This is a genomic window from Rhodopseudomonas sp. P2A-2r, assembly GCF_026015985.1.
Classification (GTDB): Bacteria; Pseudomonadota; Alphaproteobacteria; order Rhizobiales; family Xanthobacteraceae; genus Tardiphaga.
The window spans coordinates 2,810,863-2,826,847 of sequence record NZ_CP110389.1 but is presented as its reverse complement, the minus strand read 5'-3'; the positions used below and the strand labels follow the sequence as shown (position 1 = coordinate 2,826,847).

At 65.1% G+C, this 15,985-nt stretch carries 16 protein-coding genes; 11 read left to right on the top strand and 5 right to left on the bottom strand.

The genetic code is table 11. The annotated features are described in order from the left end of the window. Position 1: 1 nt before the first annotated feature. The 10 genes from ONR75_RS13300 (at position 2) to ONR75_RS32440 (ending at position 10,820) form a co-directional block, all read left to right on the top strand. Positions 2-1,132 (top strand): M20/M25/M40 family metallo-hydrolase, encoded by a 1,131-nt coding sequence (locus ONR75_RS13300; RefSeq protein ID WP_265083011.1) that lies wholly within the window; start codon positions 2-4, stop codon positions 1,130-1,132. 207 nt (positions 1,133-1,339) lie between these two features. Continuing rightward, positions 1,340-2,281 (top strand): ABC transporter permease, encoded by a 942-nt coding sequence (locus tag ONR75_RS13295; protein WP_265083010.1) that lies wholly within the window; start codon positions 1,340-1,342, stop codon positions 2,279-2,281. 13 nt (positions 2,282-2,294) lie between these two features. Beyond that, positions 2,295-3,179 (top strand): ABC transporter permease, encoded by an 885-nt coding sequence (locus ONR75_RS13290; protein WP_265083009.1) that lies wholly within the window; start codon positions 2,295-2,297, stop codon positions 3,177-3,179. An 8-nt stretch (positions 3,180-3,187) separates the two neighbouring features. Further along, positions 3,188-4,864, top strand: coding sequence for an ABC transporter ATP-binding protein (locus ONR75_RS13285; RefSeq protein WP_265083008.1), 1,677 nt, complete (start codon positions 3,188-3,190; stop codon positions 4,862-4,864). A 156-nt stretch (positions 4,865-5,020) separates the two neighbouring features. After that, the gene (locus tag ONR75_RS13280; RefSeq protein ID WP_265083007.1) at positions 5,021-6,553 is read left to right on the top strand and encodes a M81 family metallopeptidase; all 1,533 of its coding nucleotides are present in this window, start codon (positions 5,021-5,023) and stop codon (positions 6,551-6,553) included. Between the two features lie 5 nt (positions 6,554-6,558). Beyond that, positions 6,559-7,728, top strand: coding sequence for a M20 aminoacylase family protein (locus ONR75_RS13275; RefSeq protein WP_265083006.1), 1,170 nt, complete (start codon positions 6,559-6,561; stop codon positions 7,726-7,728). Continuing rightward, positions 7,721-9,136 (top strand): amidase, encoded by a 1,416-nt coding sequence (locus ONR75_RS13270; protein WP_265083005.1) that lies wholly within the window; start codon positions 7,721-7,723, stop codon positions 9,134-9,136. The genes ONR75_RS13275 and ONR75_RS13270 overlap by 8 nt, the downstream gene beginning before the upstream one ends. A 103-nt stretch (positions 9,137-9,239) precedes the next feature. After that, positions 9,240-10,130: a crotonase/enoyl-CoA hydratase family protein gene (locus tag ONR75_RS13265; protein WP_265083004.1), complete on the top strand. Its 891-nt coding sequence runs from the start codon at positions 9,240-9,242 to the stop codon at positions 10,128-10,130. A gap of 7 nt (positions 10,131-10,137) precedes the next feature. Continuing rightward, the gene (locus tag ONR75_RS13260; protein WP_320109726.1) at positions 10,138-10,719 is read left to right on the top strand and encodes an esterase/lipase family protein; all 582 of its coding nucleotides are present in this window, start codon (positions 10,138-10,140) and stop codon (positions 10,717-10,719) included. After that, positions 10,653-10,820, top strand: a complete 168-nt coding sequence (locus ONR75_RS32440; RefSeq protein ID WP_320109764.1) for a hypothetical protein — start codon at positions 10,653-10,655, stop codon at positions 10,818-10,820. The genes ONR75_RS13260 and ONR75_RS32440 overlap by 67 nt, the downstream gene beginning before the upstream one ends. 18 nt (positions 10,821-10,838) lie before the next feature. Here the strand turns inward: ONR75_RS32440 and ONR75_RS13255 are convergent, their stop codons facing one another. The 3 genes from ONR75_RS13255 to ONR75_RS13245 form a co-directional block, all read right to left on the bottom strand. Next, a complete protein-coding gene (locus ONR75_RS13255) occupies positions 10,839-11,813 on the bottom strand; it encodes an NADPH:quinone oxidoreductase family protein (protein ID WP_265083003.1) in 975 nt (324 codons plus the stop codon). Next, on the bottom strand, positions 11,813-12,445 hold the full coding sequence (locus tag ONR75_RS13250) for a 2-hydroxychromene-2-carboxylate isomerase (protein ID WP_265083002.1): 633 nt from the start codon (positions 12,443-12,445) through the stop codon (positions 11,813-11,815). Before ONR75_RS13250 ends, ONR75_RS13255 begins: the two co-directional genes overlap by 1 nt. Before the next feature lie 201 nt (positions 12,446-12,646). After that, positions 12,647-13,348 (bottom strand): glutathione S-transferase N-terminal domain-containing protein, encoded by a 702-nt coding sequence (locus ONR75_RS13245; RefSeq protein WP_265083001.1) that lies wholly within the window; start codon positions 13,346-13,348, stop codon positions 12,647-12,649. A 118-nt stretch (positions 13,349-13,466) separates the two neighbouring features. On the opposite strand from ONR75_RS13245, the gene ONR75_RS13240 reads away from it, so the two are divergent. Beyond that, the gene (locus tag ONR75_RS13240) at positions 13,467-14,489 is read left to right on the top strand and encodes a methionine synthase (RefSeq protein WP_265083644.1); all 1,023 of its coding nucleotides are present in this window, start codon (positions 13,467-13,469) and stop codon (positions 14,487-14,489) included. A 140-nt stretch (positions 14,490-14,629) separates the two neighbouring features. Here ONR75_RS13240 and ONR75_RS13235 read toward each other — a convergent pair whose 3' ends face one another. Next, a complete protein-coding gene (locus ONR75_RS13235; RefSeq protein WP_265083000.1) occupies positions 14,630-15,265 on the bottom strand; it encodes a hypothetical protein in 636 nt (211 codons plus the stop codon). A gap of 175 nt (positions 15,266-15,440) precedes the next feature. Continuing rightward, on the bottom strand, positions 15,441-15,968 hold the full coding sequence (gene gpt, locus ONR75_RS13230; RefSeq protein ID WP_265082999.1) for a xanthine phosphoribosyltransferase: 528 nt from the start codon (positions 15,966-15,968) through the stop codon (positions 15,441-15,443). Positions 15,969-15,985: the final 17 nt, after the last annotated feature.

The window sequence follows — 15,985 nt, the reverse complement described above, 5'->3', positions numbered from 1 at the left end:
GATGAATCCCGCCAACCTTCCATTCGATACCGACGAAATGCTCCAGGGCCTGCGTGGCTGGGTCGAATGCGAAAGTCCAACTTGGGACGCCAACGCCGTCAACGGCATGCTCGATCTCGCCGCGCGCGACATGGCGATCATGGGTGCGACCATCGAACGCATCGCAGGACGCCAGGGCTTCGGCGGCTGCATCCGCGCGCGCTTCCCGCATCCGAAATTCGGCGAGCCCGGTATCCTGATCGCCGGCCACATGGACACCGTGCATCCGGTCGGGACCATCGACACGCTGAAGTGGCGCGTCGAGGGCAACAAGTGTTTCGGGCCCGCAATCTGCGACATGAAGGGCGGCAATTACCTGTCGCTGGAAGCGATCCGACAGCTGGCGCGCGCTTCGTTCACCACGCCGCTGCCGATCACCGTGCTGTTCACGCCGGACGAGGAAGTCGGCACGCCGTCGACCCGGGATATCATCGAGGCGGAGGCGGCGCGCAACAAGTACGTGCTGGTGCCCGAACCCGGCCGCCCCAACGGCGGCGTCGTCACCGGCCGCTATGCCATCGCACGCTTCAATCTCGAGACCATCGGCAAGCCGAGCCACTCCGGCGCGACGCTCTCGTCGGGCCGCTCCGCGATTCGCGAAATGGCGCGCCGGATCATCGCCATCGACGAGATGACCGGCCCGGACTGCACCTTCAGCGTCGGCATTGTGCACGGCGGCAAATGGGTCAATTGCGTTGCCTCGAACTGCACCGGCGAGGCGCTGAGCATGGCCAAGCGGCAGGCGGATCTGGACGCCGGCGTGGAGCGCATGCTGGCGCTGAACGGCACCGCTAACGACGTCACTTTCAAGGTCACCCGCGGCGTCACCCGCCCGGTATGGGAGCCCAACGCCGGGACCATGGCGCTGTACGAAAAGGCCCGGGCGATCGCCAGCGGGCTCGGCGTCGACCTCACCCACGACAGCGCTGGCGGCGGCTCCGACGGTAATTTCACCGGCGCCATGGGCATTCCCACCCTGGACGGCCTCGGCGTGGTTGGCGCGGACATGCACACACTCGGCGAGTACATCGAGATCGACAGCCTGGTAACGCGCGGTCGCCTGATGGCCGGTTTGCTGGCGACGCTGGATTGATGCACAAGGGCATTCAACGGTATCCGGCTGGCCCGGAGCGCGGGCCGACCGATCGTGACCGTGGCACGGGATTTGCTCTCACATCCACTTATGAGCGCATTGCAGCAGTGAGGACCAAGTTGAAGTTTTGCAACGCGCCTGCGACGTTCCCCGTCGATCATTGCTCTACATTTACCACGCGCCGTCTCGCGCGATAGGATCGTCACTATGTTCGGATATCTCATACGGCGAATTCTCGCTGCCATCCCCGTCATGGGCGTGGTGGCGCTGTTCGTCTTCCTGCTGCTGCGGCTGACGCCGGGCGACCCAGCCGCGATTCTTGCGGGCGACAATGCCTCGCCGGAACAACTCGAACGTATCCGCACCCAGCTCGGTCTCAACGAGCCGCTCTACACGCAGTTCTTTTCCTGGATCGGCCGGCTGCTGCATGGCGATCTCGGCACCTCGTTGATCTCCGGCGTGCCGGTGCTGAAGATGATCGGCCAGCGCATCGAGCCTTCGCTCAGCGTCGCACTCAGCGTGATGCTCGTGTCAATTCTGGTCGCGGTACCGCTCGGCGTCATCGCTGCCTGGAAACACGGCACCTGGATCGACCGCTTCGTCATGGCGCTGTCGGTGATCGGCTTTTCGGTGCCGGTGTTTGTGATCGGCTATGTGCTGATCCAGATCTTCGCGATCGAGCTGCGCTGGGTGCCGGTGCAGGGCTTCCGCAGCATCTTCAAGGGATTCGGGCCGTTCTTCGAACGCATCATCCTGCCGGCCGTCGCGCTGTCGTTCATCTATGTGGCGCTGATTGCGCGCATGACGCGCGCAGCCATGCTCGACGTACTCGGCGAGGACTATGTCCGCACTGCCCGCGCCAAGGGCATCAACGAAAGCGGCGTGCTGCTGCGCCATGCCCTGCGCAACGCGGCAGTGCCGGTGATCACCGTGATCGGCACCGGCTTCGCCCTACTGATCTCCGGTGTCGTGGTCACCGAAAGCGTGTTCAATCTGCCAGGCGTCGGGCGCTTGACGGTCGACGCCGTGCTGGCACGGGACTTTCCGGTGATCCAGGCCATGATCCTGCTGACGTCAGGCGTCTACGTGCTCGTCAATTTGCTGATCGATCTTGCCTACTCGCTTCTCGACCCAAGAATTCGTTACTAGGAATCCGTATCTGATGGCGATCGACACCCTTCCCAACGCTGCCCTGCCCTCGCGCAGCGGGCCATCCTTCGGCTTTCTCACGGCAACGCCGATCATCGCGGTGGCGACGGTGTGCCTTGGTCTGGTCATCCTCTCGGCGATCTTTGCGCCGTGGCTGACGACGCACGATCCGCAACTTCTGCTTCCGGCCATGCGGCTGAAGCCGGCGAGCGCCGAATATCTGCTCGGCACCGACGCCTATGGCCGCGACGTGCTGGCGCGCATTCTTTATGGCGGCCGCATCTCGCTGCTGATCGGCCTCGGCGCCGCCGCCGTCAGCATCGCCATCGGCCTGCTGATCGGCCTGGTCGCGGGCTTCTTCAAATGGGTCGACGCGATCCTGATGCGGGTGATGGATGGGTTGATGGCAATGCCCAGCGTGCTGCTGGCCATCGCCGTGGTGTCGCTGTCCGGCGCCAGCCTGACCACGGTGTTGATCGCGATCACCATCCCGGAAATTCCCCGCGTCGCGCGACTGGTGCGCTCCGTCGTGCTGTCGGCGCGCGAAGAGCCCTATGTGGAAGCTGCGATCTCGCTCGGCACCAGCCTGCCCAAAATCATGTGGCGGCATCTGATGCCGAACACCGTGGCGCCGCTGATCGTCCAGGGCACCTACATCGCCGCCTCCGCGATCCTGACCGAGGCGATCCTGTCGTTCCTCGGCGCCGGCATCAGCCCGGAGACGCCAACCTGGGGCAATATCATGGCCGAAGGCCGCGGCTTCTTCCAGGTCAAGCCATCGCTGATCTTCTGGCCCGGCCTGCTGCTGTCGATCGCCATTCTTTCGGTCAACCTGATCGGCGACGCGGCGCGCGATGCGCTCGACCCGCGCATGAAACAGCGGGAGAGCAGCAAGTGAGCAATCCAGTGAGTGACACCGTGAACAGCAATCCGCTCGTACTGGAAATCAACAACCTCGTTGTCGGCGTCGGCAAGGACGGCGGCGGCAAGAAGATCATCGACGACATCTCGCTGCAGGTGCGCCAGGGCGAGACGCTGTGCGTGGTCGGCGAGAGCGGATCCGGCAAGTCGGTGACCTCGCTCGCCACCATGGGCCTGCTGCCAAAGGATTCGTTGAAAGCCATCGGCGGCAGCATCAAGCTGGTCGGCGAGGATACGCTGCAGGCCAGCGACCGCCGGCTGCGCCAGTTGCGCGCCACGACGATGGCGATGATCTTCCAGGAGCCGATGACGGCGCTCAATCCCGTCGTTCCCGTCGGCAAGCAGATCGACGAGGTGCTGCGCACCCACACCGATCTCGACGCCGCGGCGCGCAAGAAGCGCATCCTGGACATGATGGATCAGGTGCGCCTGCCGGACGTCAAGCGCATCTTCAATTCCTACCCCCACCGGATGTCCGGCGGGCAACGCCAGCGCATCATGATTGCCATGGCGCTGGTGCTGGAGCCGAAGCTACTGATCGCCGACGAGCCGACCACGGCGCTCGACGTCACCACGCAGAAGCAGATCCTGACGCTGATCCGCGACCTGCAAAGGGATCACGGCACCGCCGTGCTGTTCATCACCCACGACATGGGCGTGGTCGCCGAAATCGCCGACCGCGTCGCAGTCATGCGCCAGGGCCGTCTCGTCGAGACCGGCACGCTGGACGGCATCCTGCGTACCCCGACCATGGACTACACGCGAAAACTGCTGTCGGCGGTGCCGAGCCTAGTGCCGCGTGCGCCGCGCGTCGAAGTCGGGTTCAATCCGGTGGTGCTCGAGGCCAACGAACTCGGCAAGGTCTATCGCGAGCGTTCGTTCTTCGGCAAAGCGCGCGAGGTCGCCGCGGCGCAGGACGTGACGCTGACGCTGCGAAAAGGCCGCACGCTGGGCATCGTCGGCGAGAGCGGCTCCGGCAAGTCCACGGTGGCGCGCTGCATCGTCCGGCTGATCGACCCGACCTCCGGCGGCATTCGCCTCGGCGGCCGCGAGATTGCCGACCTGTCCCGCCGCCTGCTGCAGCCGCACCGCAAGAAGATCCAGATCATCTTCCAGGACCCGTATCGCTCGCTCAATCCGCGCATCACCGTCGGCGAATCCATCGCCGAAGGGCCGATCAATTTCGGCGTCTCGCACAAGGATGCCATGGCCAAAGCGCGCGAGCTGCTGGAGCTGGTCGACCTGCCCGCCGACGCCGTCTCGCGCTATCCGCACCAGTTCTCCGGCGGCCAGCGCCAGCGCATCGCCATCGCCCGCGCACTGGCGCTGGAGCCCGACGTGCTGGTGGCCGACGAGGCCTGTTCGGCACTCGACGTCTCGGTGCAGGCCCAGGTGCTGGACCTGCTCGACAGCATCCAGACCCGGCTCGGCATCTCCCTGCTGTTCATCACCCACGACCTGCGCGTCGCCGCGCAGATCTGCGACGATGTCGCGGTGATGCAGCACGGCCGTGTCGTCGAACAGGGCCCTGCCGGCGAAGTCCTCACAAATCCGCAACAGGCCTATACCCGCCAGCTGCTTGACGCGGCGCCCGGACGGGGATGGGATTTCGCCAACTTCCGGCCGGTGGCGCCGCTCGAGTCGTTGGCCGGCGCGATCTAGCCTCTCACCGTCGTTCCGGGGCGCGAGCGCAACAGCGCAAGCGAACCCGGAACCCTGATATGTGGCGATGAACATATCGGGATTCCGGGGCTGCATCAGCCGGCTGTCGCCGTCTGCTGCATCCCGGAATGACAGCTTCGTACGAAATGGACATTCATGACCCGTATCGCCGTCGGCGGCTTCCTCCACGAGACCAATACATTCGCGCCCACCAAGGCAACCTATGAGTCTTTCGTCCATGGCGGCGGCTGGCCGGCGATGACGCGCGGCGCCGAGGTGCTGAAGGTCATGCGCAACATCAATGTCGGTCTCGCCGGCTTCATCGAGGAAGCCGAAGCCAGAGGCTGGGAGCTGGTGCCGACGATCGCCTGCGCCGCCAGCCCGTCGGCGCATGTCACCGAGGATGCGTTCGAACGCATCGTCGCCGAGATGATCGCCGGCATCGCAGCCGCAATGCCGCTCGACGCGGTGTATCTCGACCTCCACGGCGCCATGGTCGCCGAGCATCTCGACGACGGCGAAGGCGAGATCGCTGCGCGCGTACGAAAGGTGATCGGTCCGGATATTCCCTTCGTCATCAGCCTCGACCTGCACGGCAACATTTCGCCGGAGCTGGTCCGAGACACCGACGCGCTGATCGCCTACCGCACCTATCCGCATATCGATATGGCCGACACCGGCCGCGCCTGCGCGCGCCATATGGAGCTGCTGCTCGCGGGCAACCGCTATGCGAAGGCGTACCGGCAGTTGCCGTTCCTGATCCCGATCAGCTGGCAGTGCACCAACGACGAACCGACCCGGAGCATCTACTTCAAGCTCGCTGCGCTGGAGGACGACCAGGTCCCGACGCTGTCGTTCTGTCCCGGCTTCCCCGCTGCTGACTTTCCGCATTGCGGTCCCAGCGTGTTCACCTATGGCGTGACGCAGGCGGATGCCGATGCCGCAGCCGATATGGTGGTGACGATTGTCAACGGCCACGAGAACGATTTCGACGGCAGGATCTACACCCCGGACGAAGGCGTGCAATACGCCATGGAGCTGGCGAAAAGCGCCACCAGGCCGATCGTGATCGCCGATACCCAGGACAATCCCGGTGCCGGCGGCGATTCCGACACCACCGGCATGCTCGCCGCGCTGGTTCGCAACCGCGCCACCAAGGCCGCGATCGGCGTGATCTACGATCCGGCCGCGGCTGCCGCCGCACACGCCGCCGGCGAAGGCGCCACCGTGACGCTGTCGCTCGGCGGCAAGTCGGGCATCCCCGGCGACGCGCCGTATGAAGCAAGCTTCATCGTCGAGAAATTGTCGGACGGAAAATTCGTCGCCCCGGGCCCTTACTATGGCGGTCGCGACATGGATATGGGCCTGTCGGCCTGTCTGCGCATCGACGACGTCCGCGTGGTCATCTCCTCGCACAAGGCGCAGCTCGCCGATCAGGCGATGTATCGCTTCGTCGGCATCGAGCCGACCACGGAATCGATTCTGGTCAACAAGAGCTCGGTGCACTTCCGCGCCGATTTCGAACCCATCGCCGGCGCGCTGCTGATCTGCGCCGCGCCCGGCGCCATGCCGGCCGACACCTCGACCCTGCCATGGACGCGGTTGCGTCCCGGCATTCGCCTGAAGCCGAACGGCGAGCCCTTCACACCCGACACCGCATCGCCCTCCCTCGCGCCTGCAAACGGATAACGCCCATGCCCACCATCGACCGCATCGAAGCCTTCGCCGACGAACTCACCGCGATCCGTCGCGATTTCCACGCCCATCCGGAAATCGGCTTCGAGGAAGTCCGCACCTCCGGCATCGTCGCCGAGAAACTGGCGAGCTGGGGCATCGTGGTGCATCGCGGCCTTGGCGGCACCGGCGTGGTCGGCGTGCTCAAGGGCAAGGGGACCGGCGGCAAGCGCGTCGGGCTGCGCGCCGACATGGATGCGCTGCCGATGGAGGAGAACACCAACCTGAAATGGCGCTCCACCATTCCCGGCCGCTTCCACGGCTGCGGCCATGACGGCCACACCACTATGCTGCTCGGTACCGCGCGCTATCTCGCCGAGACCCGCAATTTCGACGGCACCGTGCACTTCATCTTCCAGCCCGCCGAGGAAGGCCTCGGCGGCGCCCGGGCCATGATCAAGGACGGACTGTTCTCCAAATTTCCCTGCGACGAGATCTACGGCCTGCACAACGCGCCGAACCTGAACCACGGCGAGATTGCGATCTTCCCGGGGCCGGCCATGGCCGCCGCCGATTTCTTCGACATCGTCATCACCGGCTACGGCGGTCATGGCGCAAGGCCGGAGAAGTCCAAGGATCCCGTGGTCATCGCCATGACGCTGGGTCAGGCGCTGCAGACCATCGTCAGCCGTAACGTCAACCCGCTGAAGTCCGCGGTGCTGTCGATCACCCAGATTCACTCCGGCTCGGCCTACAACGTGATCCCCGGCGATGCCAGGCTGTGCGGTACCATCCGCACTTTCGACGAAAAGGTCCGCCTGATGGTCCGCGAGCGCATGCACGCGCTGGCCGCCGGCATGGCCATCGCCTTCGATGTCGAGATCAACGTCGACATCCGCGACGGTTTCAGCGTGCTGATCAACCAGGAAGAACAGTCGAAGGCCATCGAGGAGGTCGCGCGCACCGTGGTCGGCGACGACAACGTGTTCACCGATGTGAAGCCGTTGATGGGCAGCGAGGACTTCGCCGACATGCTGCACGCCGTCCCGGGCGCCTATTTCTGGGTCGGCCATGACGGCGATGTGCCGGTGCATAACCCCGGCTACGTGCTCGACGACAAGATTCTGCCGATCGGCGCCAGCATGTTCGCCCGCATCGTCGAGACGCGCATGCCGGTCGCCCATGTCTGACGGCATCGCAAAGCCGGCGACGGCGCTGCACGATCTCAGCGCCGTCGAGTTGATCGCGGGCTACGCGGCGAAAGCCTTCTCGCCGAGCGAAGTGCTCGACGACGTATTCGCCCATATCGCCCGCTGGGAACCGCACATCAAGGCGCTCTACGCCTTCGATCCCGATGGTGCCCATGCCGTGGCCCGCGCGTCGACCCTGCGCTGGCAGCGCGGCGAGCCCATGGGACCGCTGGACGGCGTGCCGGCGACCGTGAAGGAAAACATCGCCACCCGGGGCACGCCGGTGCCGCTCGGCACCGCCGCAACCACGCTGGTGCCGGCGGCGACCGACGCGCCACCCGCCGCGCGGCTGCGCGAGGCCGGTGCGGTGATCTTCTCCAAGACCACGATGCCGGACTTCGGCATGCTGTCGTCCGGCGCCTCGTCGTTCCATCCGCTGACGCGCAATCCCTGGGATCTCACCCAAAATCCCGGCGGCTCCAGCGCCGGCGCCGGCGCCGCAGCCGCCGCGGGCTACGGACCGCTGCATGTCGGCACGGACATCGGCGGCTCCGTCCGTTTGCCCGCGGCGTGGTGCGGTCTTGTCACGCTCAAGCCCAGCCTCGGCCGGATTCCGATCGACCCGTTCTATGTCGGCCGCTGCGCCGGACCGATGACCCGCACCGTCGACGACACCGCGCTGATGATGAGTGTGCTGTCATTGCCCGACGACCGCGACGGCATGAACCTGCCGCCGGCGACCATCGACTGGAGCGATCTCAAGGTTTCCCTCAAAGGCGTGCGCATCGGGCTGATGCTCGATCTCGGCTTCGGCCTGCCGCTGGACACGGAAGTCCGTGACGTCGCCATCGCCACCGCAAAGGCGTTCGAAGCAGCCGGCGCAATCATCACCGAAGTGCCGTCGGTGATGACCGGCGAACACCTGATCGGCCTCGACGCGTTCTGGCGTGCGCGGTCGTGGGACGACATTTCCAAACTGCCGGCGGAAACGCGCGCAAAAATCCTGCCGTTCATCTATGCATGGGCGGAAGGCGGCGCGAAGCTGTCGGGCAGCGATGTGGTGCGCGGCTTCAATGCCACCATGGCGATCCGCACCAATACGGCAAAGCTGTTCGCGGATGTGGACTATGTGATCTCGCCGACGACGCCGATCGTCAGCTATGCCGCCGAACTCGCTTCGCCCACCGACGACGTGCAGCGCCCGCTCGAACATATCGGCTTTACCGTGCCGTGGAATATGGCCGAGAATCCCGCCTCCTCCATCAACGGCGGCTTCAGCGCCAAGGGCTTCCCGATCGGCGTCCAGATCGTCGGCCGCCGCTTCGACGATCTTGGTGTGCTCAGGATGACCAAGGCTTTCGAGGATATGCGCGGCCCGCAATTGCCATGGCCGACGCCGCCGAAGTAGTTTTAGGATAGCATCGTCATTCCGGGGCGCGCGCAGCACAAGCTGCACGCGAACCCGGAATGACAAGCTGAACAAAAGCGAAAAAATCGGGAGCGAAACGCAGATGGCTTACGAGACGATTCTCTATGACGTCGCCGACCAGATCCTCACCATCACCCTGAACCGTCCCGAAAAACTCAACGCCTACAACCCCACCATGCAGGCCGAGCTGATCGCCGCGTTCGATGCAGCGGATGCCGACGACAATGTGCGCGCCATCATCGTCACCGGCGCCGGCCGCGGCTTCTGCGCGGGCGCGGATCTGTCGTCCGGCCCCCAGACCTTCGACCGCGACTACCGACGTGGCCCAGTCAAGCGTCTTGCCGACGGCGAGGTCGACTACAGCGATCCCAACGTCCGCGATGGCGGCGGCACGGTGACCCTGCGCATCTTCAAATGCCTGAAGCCGGTGATCGCCGCCGTCAACGGCCCCGCGGTCGGCATCGGCGCCACCATGCAGCTGGCGATGGATATCCGCATCGCCTCGGAGGCCGCGCGCTTCGGCTTCGTATTCTCCCAGCGCGGCATCGTGCCGGAGGCGGCGTCGAGCTGGTTCCTGCCGCGCCTGGTCGGCATCTCACAGGCACTGGAATGGTGCTACTCCGGCCGCGTGTTTCCCGCCGAGGAAGCGCTGAAGGGCCGGTTGGTCAGCCAGGTGGTTGCGCCGGACGATCTGCTGCCGGCCGCAAGCGCATTGGCAAAAACCTTCATCGACAAGACTGCGCCGGTTTCCGTTGCACTGATCCGGCAGATGATGTGGCGCATGATGGGCGCCGACGATCCGATGGAAGCCCATAAGATCGACAGCCGCGGCATTTACGCCCGCGGTCGCTCGGAGGACGTCAAGGAAGGCGTCACGGCATTCCTCGAAAAGCGCCCGGCGGCGTTCAAGAACAAGGTCTCGACCGATATGCCCGACTACTTTCCGTGGTGGGACGAGCGGGAGTATAAGTAACACGCGGATGCATGCAGCCGACCAGAGCAACGCCGCTTCGACATCTGCCAAGGGCGGCGTCGTTCTGCTGCACGGCATCTCACGGTCGTCGCGATCGTTTCGCAAGATGCAGGCAGCCCTCCACGTCGCCGGCTTCGCCACGCTGAACCTCGCCTATGACAGCCGCCGCAAGCCGCTTGAGGCCCTCGCCGACGACATCCATCCGGCGATCACCCGCTTTGCCGGCGCGACGCCCGGGCTTCTGCACTTTGTCGGCCATTCCATGGGCGGACTGGTCGCGAGAGCCTATCTCGCCAGATATCCGGCGGCGCGCATGGGCCGTGTGGTGATGCTCGGCACGCCGAACGGCGGCAGTCAAATTGCCGATCGCCTCGGGCATCTTGCGCTCTACCGGGCCTATTTCGGGCCGGCCGGACAGCAACTGGGGACCAGACGGGACGCTGCGACGCAGGCTGTTCTTCCCCCGCGACTTATCCGGTCGGGATCATCGCCGGGAAAAGGTCGATCGATCCAATCTCTTCGGTGTTCCTGCTGCCCGGTCCGAACGATGGACGGGTATCGGTCGAGAACACCAAGCTCGACGGCATGACCGATCACATCGTGATCGGCACGGCGCACGCATTTCTTCCAACCGATCCCCAAGCGATCGCCCTCGCCATCGCATTTCTGCGCAACGGCCGGTTTGCGTAGATGCGGGGGATAAAAACTTCACATCGTCAGCGCCACCCGTCCGATCGCCTTGCGGTCCATCAGGAGCCGCATCGCCGGTGCAACGTCTTGCAGCGGCAAGCGATGCGAGACGTGGGGACGGACGCGCCCCTCCTCCGCCCATTGCAGCAGCGCCGCGATCCGTGCCGTGCCCAGCGCCGGATCGCGCCGCGCCGCCTCGCCGGCGCGGACGCCGAGCACACTGGCGCCCTTGATCAGCACAAGGTTGGTTTTCGCCACGCCGACGCCGCCGGTAAAGCCGACCACCAGCAGCCGCGCACCGAAGGCGATGCAGCGCAGGCTCTGCTCGAACACCTCGCCGCCGACGGGGTCAAACACCACGTCGACGCCGCGGCCGTCGGTGATGCGCTTGACCACCTCGCGAAACGGCTCGGCGCCATACAGCACGCCGTGATCGGCGCCACGGGCGCGGGCCGCGGCGAGCTTTTGCTCTGACGATGCCGCGGCAATCACCGTGGCACCGAGCAGCTTGCCGATCTCCACTGTGGCGAGACCGACGCCGCCGCCGGCGCCGTGCACCAGCAGCACTTCGCCGGGTCTGATTTGCGCGCGGTCGACCAGCGCGTGATGCGCGGTGCCATGGGCGGCGAGAAATGTCGCGCCCTCGGCGTAGTCGAAGGTCGACGGCAACGGGGTCAGCTGCGCCGGCGCGACCATCGCCTCCTCCGCATAGCCGCCATGGCGTAGCTTCGCGATCACGCGATCGCCCACCATGACGCCCCCGACATCGCCCGCGATCTCGACGACGTCACCGGCGGCCTCCATGCCCGGGGTGAACGGCAACTCCGGCTTCAGCTGATAGTCGCCGGCGACCATCAGGATGTCAGGAAAATTGATCCCGGCGGCGCGGATGGCGACACGGACCTGTCCCGCTGCCAGCGGCGCTGAGGCGAAGCTCTCCAGTCGCAGCGTTTCCGGCGGCCCGAGCGTGCGGCAAACGATCTTGTTCGGCATCAGGCCGCGCTATCGACGGTCTCGGCGCGGCGGCGCTGCAAGGCTTCGCGGATCAGCGGCAGGCGGTCGTTGCCGAAGTACATGTCGGTCTTGTCGAGATAGATGGTCGGCGAACCGAAGCCGCCGCGGGCAATGACCTCGTCGGTGTTGGCCTTGAGTTGGTCCTTGATTGCCGGATCGGCGATACCCTGGAAGAAGGCTTCGGACTCGATGCCAACGCGATCGCAGATCCCCGAAAGCACGGCATCCTGCGAAATATCGAGATCGTCGCCCCAATAGGCCTCGAAAACCGCACGCGCAAACGGCAGCATGTCCTGCGATGCATTGCGGCCAATCCAGAGGCAGCCGCGCATCGCCTTCACGCTGTTCACCGGGAACACCCGCGGCGGCATTTTGATCGCCAGCTCCGCGGAGCGTGCCCAGTCGGCCAGATCCTTCTTCATGTAGCGGGCCTTCGCCGGCACCGGCTTCTCGCGCGAGGCATAGACACTGGGATTGATCGAATTGAAAATGCCGCCGACCAGGATCGGCCGCCACGCGATCTCGGCGTCAAACTCCTTCGCCAACGGTTGGATGTTGTGGAAAGCGAGATAGGTCCAGGGGCTGGAGCAGTCGAAGAAGAATTCGATCATGGGGTTTCCTCACTCTCGGTTATCGTCACGGCGTGTCCACTGCATTCTGGTGTCATCACCCGCGAAAGCGGGTGATCCAGTAGACACCGGCCTTGACGCTCTATCACTGGCGCCGGTGTGTACTGGGGCGCCCGGTGCCGGCGCGCAATTGCGCGCCAGGCCGGGCGATGACAGCTGTGTGTGCTGAAAGGTTGCGCATCACTATTGTTGCTGCGCATGCGCCGGCGCATCGACGCCGAACATGATTTTTCGCGCCTGCTCGTCCATCGGCTTCTTCTCCTGCTTGCCCACCGCGAGTCCGGCCTGTACCTGGGGCCGCGCCCGCAGCAGCGCGTACCAGCGCTTCACATTCGGAAAATCGTCCAGCGTCAGGCCCTGCGCCTTGTGGGTCATGATCCACGGAAAACATGCCATGTCGGCGATGGAATAGTCGCCGGCGATATAATCCCGGCCGTCGCCGAGATGGACGTCGAGCACGCCGTACAGCCGCTTCGCCTCGCGCGTGTAGCGATCCATGGCATAGGGAATCTTCTCGGGCGCGTAGAGCAGGAAATGCCCGTTCTGGCCGAGCATCGGGCCGAGGCCGCCCATCTGCCACATCAGCCATTGCAGCACCTCGAACCGCGGCCGCATGGCGGTGGGCAGGAAGCGGCCGGCTTTCTCGGCGAGATAGATCAGGATGGCGCCGCTCTCGAAGATCGCGACTTCCTCGCCGCCGTCGGCCGGCGCGTGGTCCACAATTGCCGGCATCCGGCCGTTGGGGCTGAGCTTGAGAAACTCCGGCTTCAACTGGTCGCCGCGTCCGAGCTGCATGGGGATTACCGTGTAAGGCAATCCGCACTCCTCCAGCATGATCGAGATTTTCCAGCCATTCGGCGTTGGCGCGTAATGCAGGTCGATCATGGCTTCCTCGTCTGTTTTTCCATGATCCTAGTCCCGCATCGGCGCCTCGCCAATAGCTATACGCGTCGCCGCGAACGTGGCAGATAGACGCCCACAATCAGAAGCCATGAGGATGCCCATGCTGTTCCCGACCACCATTGCCGGCTCGCTGCCGAAGCCCGAATGGCTCGCCGAGCCCAACAAGTTGTGGCCGACCTGGCGGTCATCGGGCGAGGAGTTGCGGCGCGCCAAGCGCGACGCCACGCTGCTGGCGGTCAAGGTCCAGGAAGACGCCGGCATCGATATCGTCACCGAAGGCGAACAGGCGCGGCAGCATTTCGTGCACGGCTTCCTGGAGAAGGTCGACGGCATCGATTTTGCCAACAAGGTCGAGATAGGCATTCGCAAGGACCGCTACAAAGCCATGGTGCCGCAGGTGATAGCGCCGCTGCAGCTGAAAGGCCGGGTCCACGCCTTCGAGGCGCAGGCCGCGCGTGGCCACACGAAGAACAAACTGAAGTTCACCCTGCCCGGCCCGATGACCATCATCGACACCCTGTCGGACAGTTTCTACGGCGACCGGGTCAAGATGGCCTTTGCCTTTGCCGAATTGCTGAACGAGGAAGCCCTCGCGCTGCAGGCCGATGGCGTCGACATGATCCAGTTCGACGAGCCCGCCTTCAACGTGTTCATGGACGAGGCCGCCGACTGGGGCGTCAAGGCGCTGGAGCGCGCAGCGCAGGGCCTGACCTGCCAGACGGCAGTGCACATCTGCTACGGCTACGGCATCAAGGCCAACACCGACTGGAAGGACACGCTGGGCAGCGAGTGGCGGCAGTACGAACAGATCTTCCCGGCGATCGATGCCAGCCCGATCCAGCAGGTCGCCATCGAATGCCGCAATTCGCGCGTGCCGCTGGAGCTGCTGTCGCTGTTGAAGGGCAAGATTGTGCAGGCCGGCGTGATCGACGTCGCCAGCGACACGGTCGAGACGCCGGAAGACGTGGTGGCCACCATCGAGGCCGTCATGAAGCACGTGCCGAAGGCCAATATCGTCGCCACGACCAATTGCGGCATGGCCCCGATGCATCGGGATATCGCGGAGGCCAAGCTGCAGGCGCTGGGTGCCGGCGCACGGCTGGCAAGAGAGCGGCTGGCGTAAAGCCCACTCCGTCATCGTCATCCTGAGGTGCTCGCCCTCAGGCGGAGCGCTTGCTCCGCCGCCAAGGGCGAGCCTCGAAGGATGCGGCGGCGAGCGACTGCACCTGCGGCCATCCTTCGAGGCGCGCAAGAGCGCGAACCTCAGGATGACGGCAGTGGGTGTTGCAGCGCTGTTGAATGGAGAACGGGGCGGTAGCCCGCGCGCAGTGCCCGTATTGTCGATGGCGGCGTAAGGAGCAGTGCGTCACGCAGCCCGCGATCGGCTTCGCGATATCCGCCAAAACTCCAAAACAGCGGCCTGCCCCGCGCAATCAGATAGCTTTCGCCATCCGCAGCGACCATCGCGCCATCGGGCAATTCATCGATCGCGCAAGTCAGCGCATGCAGCCGCTTCGCGCGTTTGTTCAACCGCTCGGCATGGAGCACGGCATCCATCTCCGTCGCCCGCGCCCGCGCGAGGCCGTTGCCCTCTTCCCACGCGGCGCGAAACGCATTGGCGTCACCGCGACGGCAGTAGAAGCACGGCCGATGTCCGGCCGCGAGCGCGGTGGCCTCGTCGAGGAAGAACAGCTCGGTCCAGCTTCGCCTCGCCATCACCTCACGGCGTCGGCCGCGGAAATTGCAGACGCAGGTGATCCACGCCGGATTGCTCCAGCGTCTGTTCAGCAGCGTCTTTGTCAAGGGATCGTGGATGATGCCGCGGTTGCCGGTGAAGGTGCCACGCTCCGGCGTGGCGATGATGTCGCCGAACGGGGTGACGCGGTTCTGCAGCGGCATGATTAGCATTCCCCGGCATCGACACTCTGCCTGTCATCGCCCGGACTGGCGCGCAATTGCACGCCTGGACCGGGTGATCCGTATACGCCGGCCTGCGTTTACGGGATCACCCGCTTACGCGGGTGACGACAGTCGGAGTGTAAGGGCACGCGACGACGGTCGAAAGATCAGTGCGTCAAGCCGCCCCATCCCGCATCGGCGGCTGGAACGACAGGCCGAGATCCCAGGGAAAGAAAATCCAGGTGTCCTGCGACACTTCGGTGATGAACGTATCCACCAGCGGCCGGCCCATCGGCTTGGCGTAGACGGTGGCGAAATGCGCGTCGGGCAGCATGTCGCGCACCATGCGCGCGGTCTTGCCGGTGTCGACGAGGTCGTCGATGATCAGGATGCCCTTGCCGGTGCCGCCGCCGAGCTTGGCGGCATCTTCCGAAACGCCCTTCAGCAACTGCAAGTCGCCGCGCTTGTTATGGTCGTAGCTGGCGATGCAAACCGTATCGATCACGCGCACGCCGAGTTCGCGCGCCACGATGGCCGCCGGCACCAGGCCGCCGCGGGTGATGGCGATGATGGCGTGAAACGGGCCGACGCTGTTGAGGCGCCAGGTCAAAGCGCGGCAATCACGATGAAACTGGTCCCACGACACCGGAAACGCCTTGCCGGCGCGTTCCTGCGCGCTCATCTCCGGATGTTCTGCCATCATGATCTCCTGAAGTTCAG

Bases quoted from the DNA above. Each gene is read 5' to 3' on its own strand.
- ONR75_RS13255 (WP_265083003.1), bottom strand. From the start codon at position 11,813: ATGCCGAACAAGATCGTTTGCCGCACGCTCGGGCCGCCGGAAACGCTG.
- ONR75_RS13235 (WP_265083000.1), bottom strand. From the start codon at position 15,265: ATGCCGCTGCAGAACCGCGTCACCCCGTTCGGCGACATCATCGCCACG.
- ONR75_RS13295 (WP_265083010.1), top strand. From the start codon at position 1,340: ATGTTCGGATATCTCATACGGCGAATTCTCGCTGCCATCCCCGTCATG.
- ONR75_RS13275 (WP_265083006.1), top strand. From the start codon at position 6,559: ATGCCCACCATCGACCGCATCGAAGCCTTCGCCGACGAACTCACCGCG.
- ONR75_RS13250 (WP_265083002.1), bottom strand. From the start codon at position 12,445: ATGATCGAATTCTTCTTCGACTGCTCCAGCCCCTGGACCTATCTCGCT.
- ONR75_RS13245 (WP_265083001.1), bottom strand. From the start codon at position 13,348: ATGATCGACCTGCATTACGCGCCAACGCCGAATGGCTGGAAAATCTCG.
- gpt (WP_265082999.1), bottom strand. From the start codon at position 15,968: ATGATGGCAGAACATCCGGAGATGAGCGCGCAGGAACGCGCCGGCAAG.
- ONR75_RS13280 (WP_265083007.1), top strand. From the start codon at position 5,021: ATGACCCGTATCGCCGTCGGCGGCTTCCTCCACGAGACCAATACATTC.
- ONR75_RS13270 (WP_265083005.1), top strand. From the start codon at position 7,721: ATGTCTGACGGCATCGCAAAGCCGGCGACGGCGCTGCACGATCTCAGC.
- ONR75_RS13260 (WP_320109726.1), top strand. From the start codon at position 10,138: ATGCATGCAGCCGACCAGAGCAACGCCGCTTCGACATCTGCCAAGGGC.
- ONR75_RS13240 (WP_265083644.1), top strand. From the start codon at position 13,467: ATGCTGTTCCCGACCACCATTGCCGGCTCGCTGCCGAAGCCCGAATGG.
- ONR75_RS13265 (WP_265083004.1), top strand. From the start codon at position 9,240: ATGGCTTACGAGACGATTCTCTATGACGTCGCCGACCAGATCCTCACC.
- ONR75_RS13290 (WP_265083009.1), top strand. From the start codon at position 2,295: ATGGCGATCGACACCCTTCCCAACGCTGCCCTGCCCTCGCGCAGCGGG.
- ONR75_RS13300 (WP_265083011.1), top strand. From the start codon at position 2: ATGAATCCCGCCAACCTTCCATTCGATACCGACGAAATGCTCCAGGGC.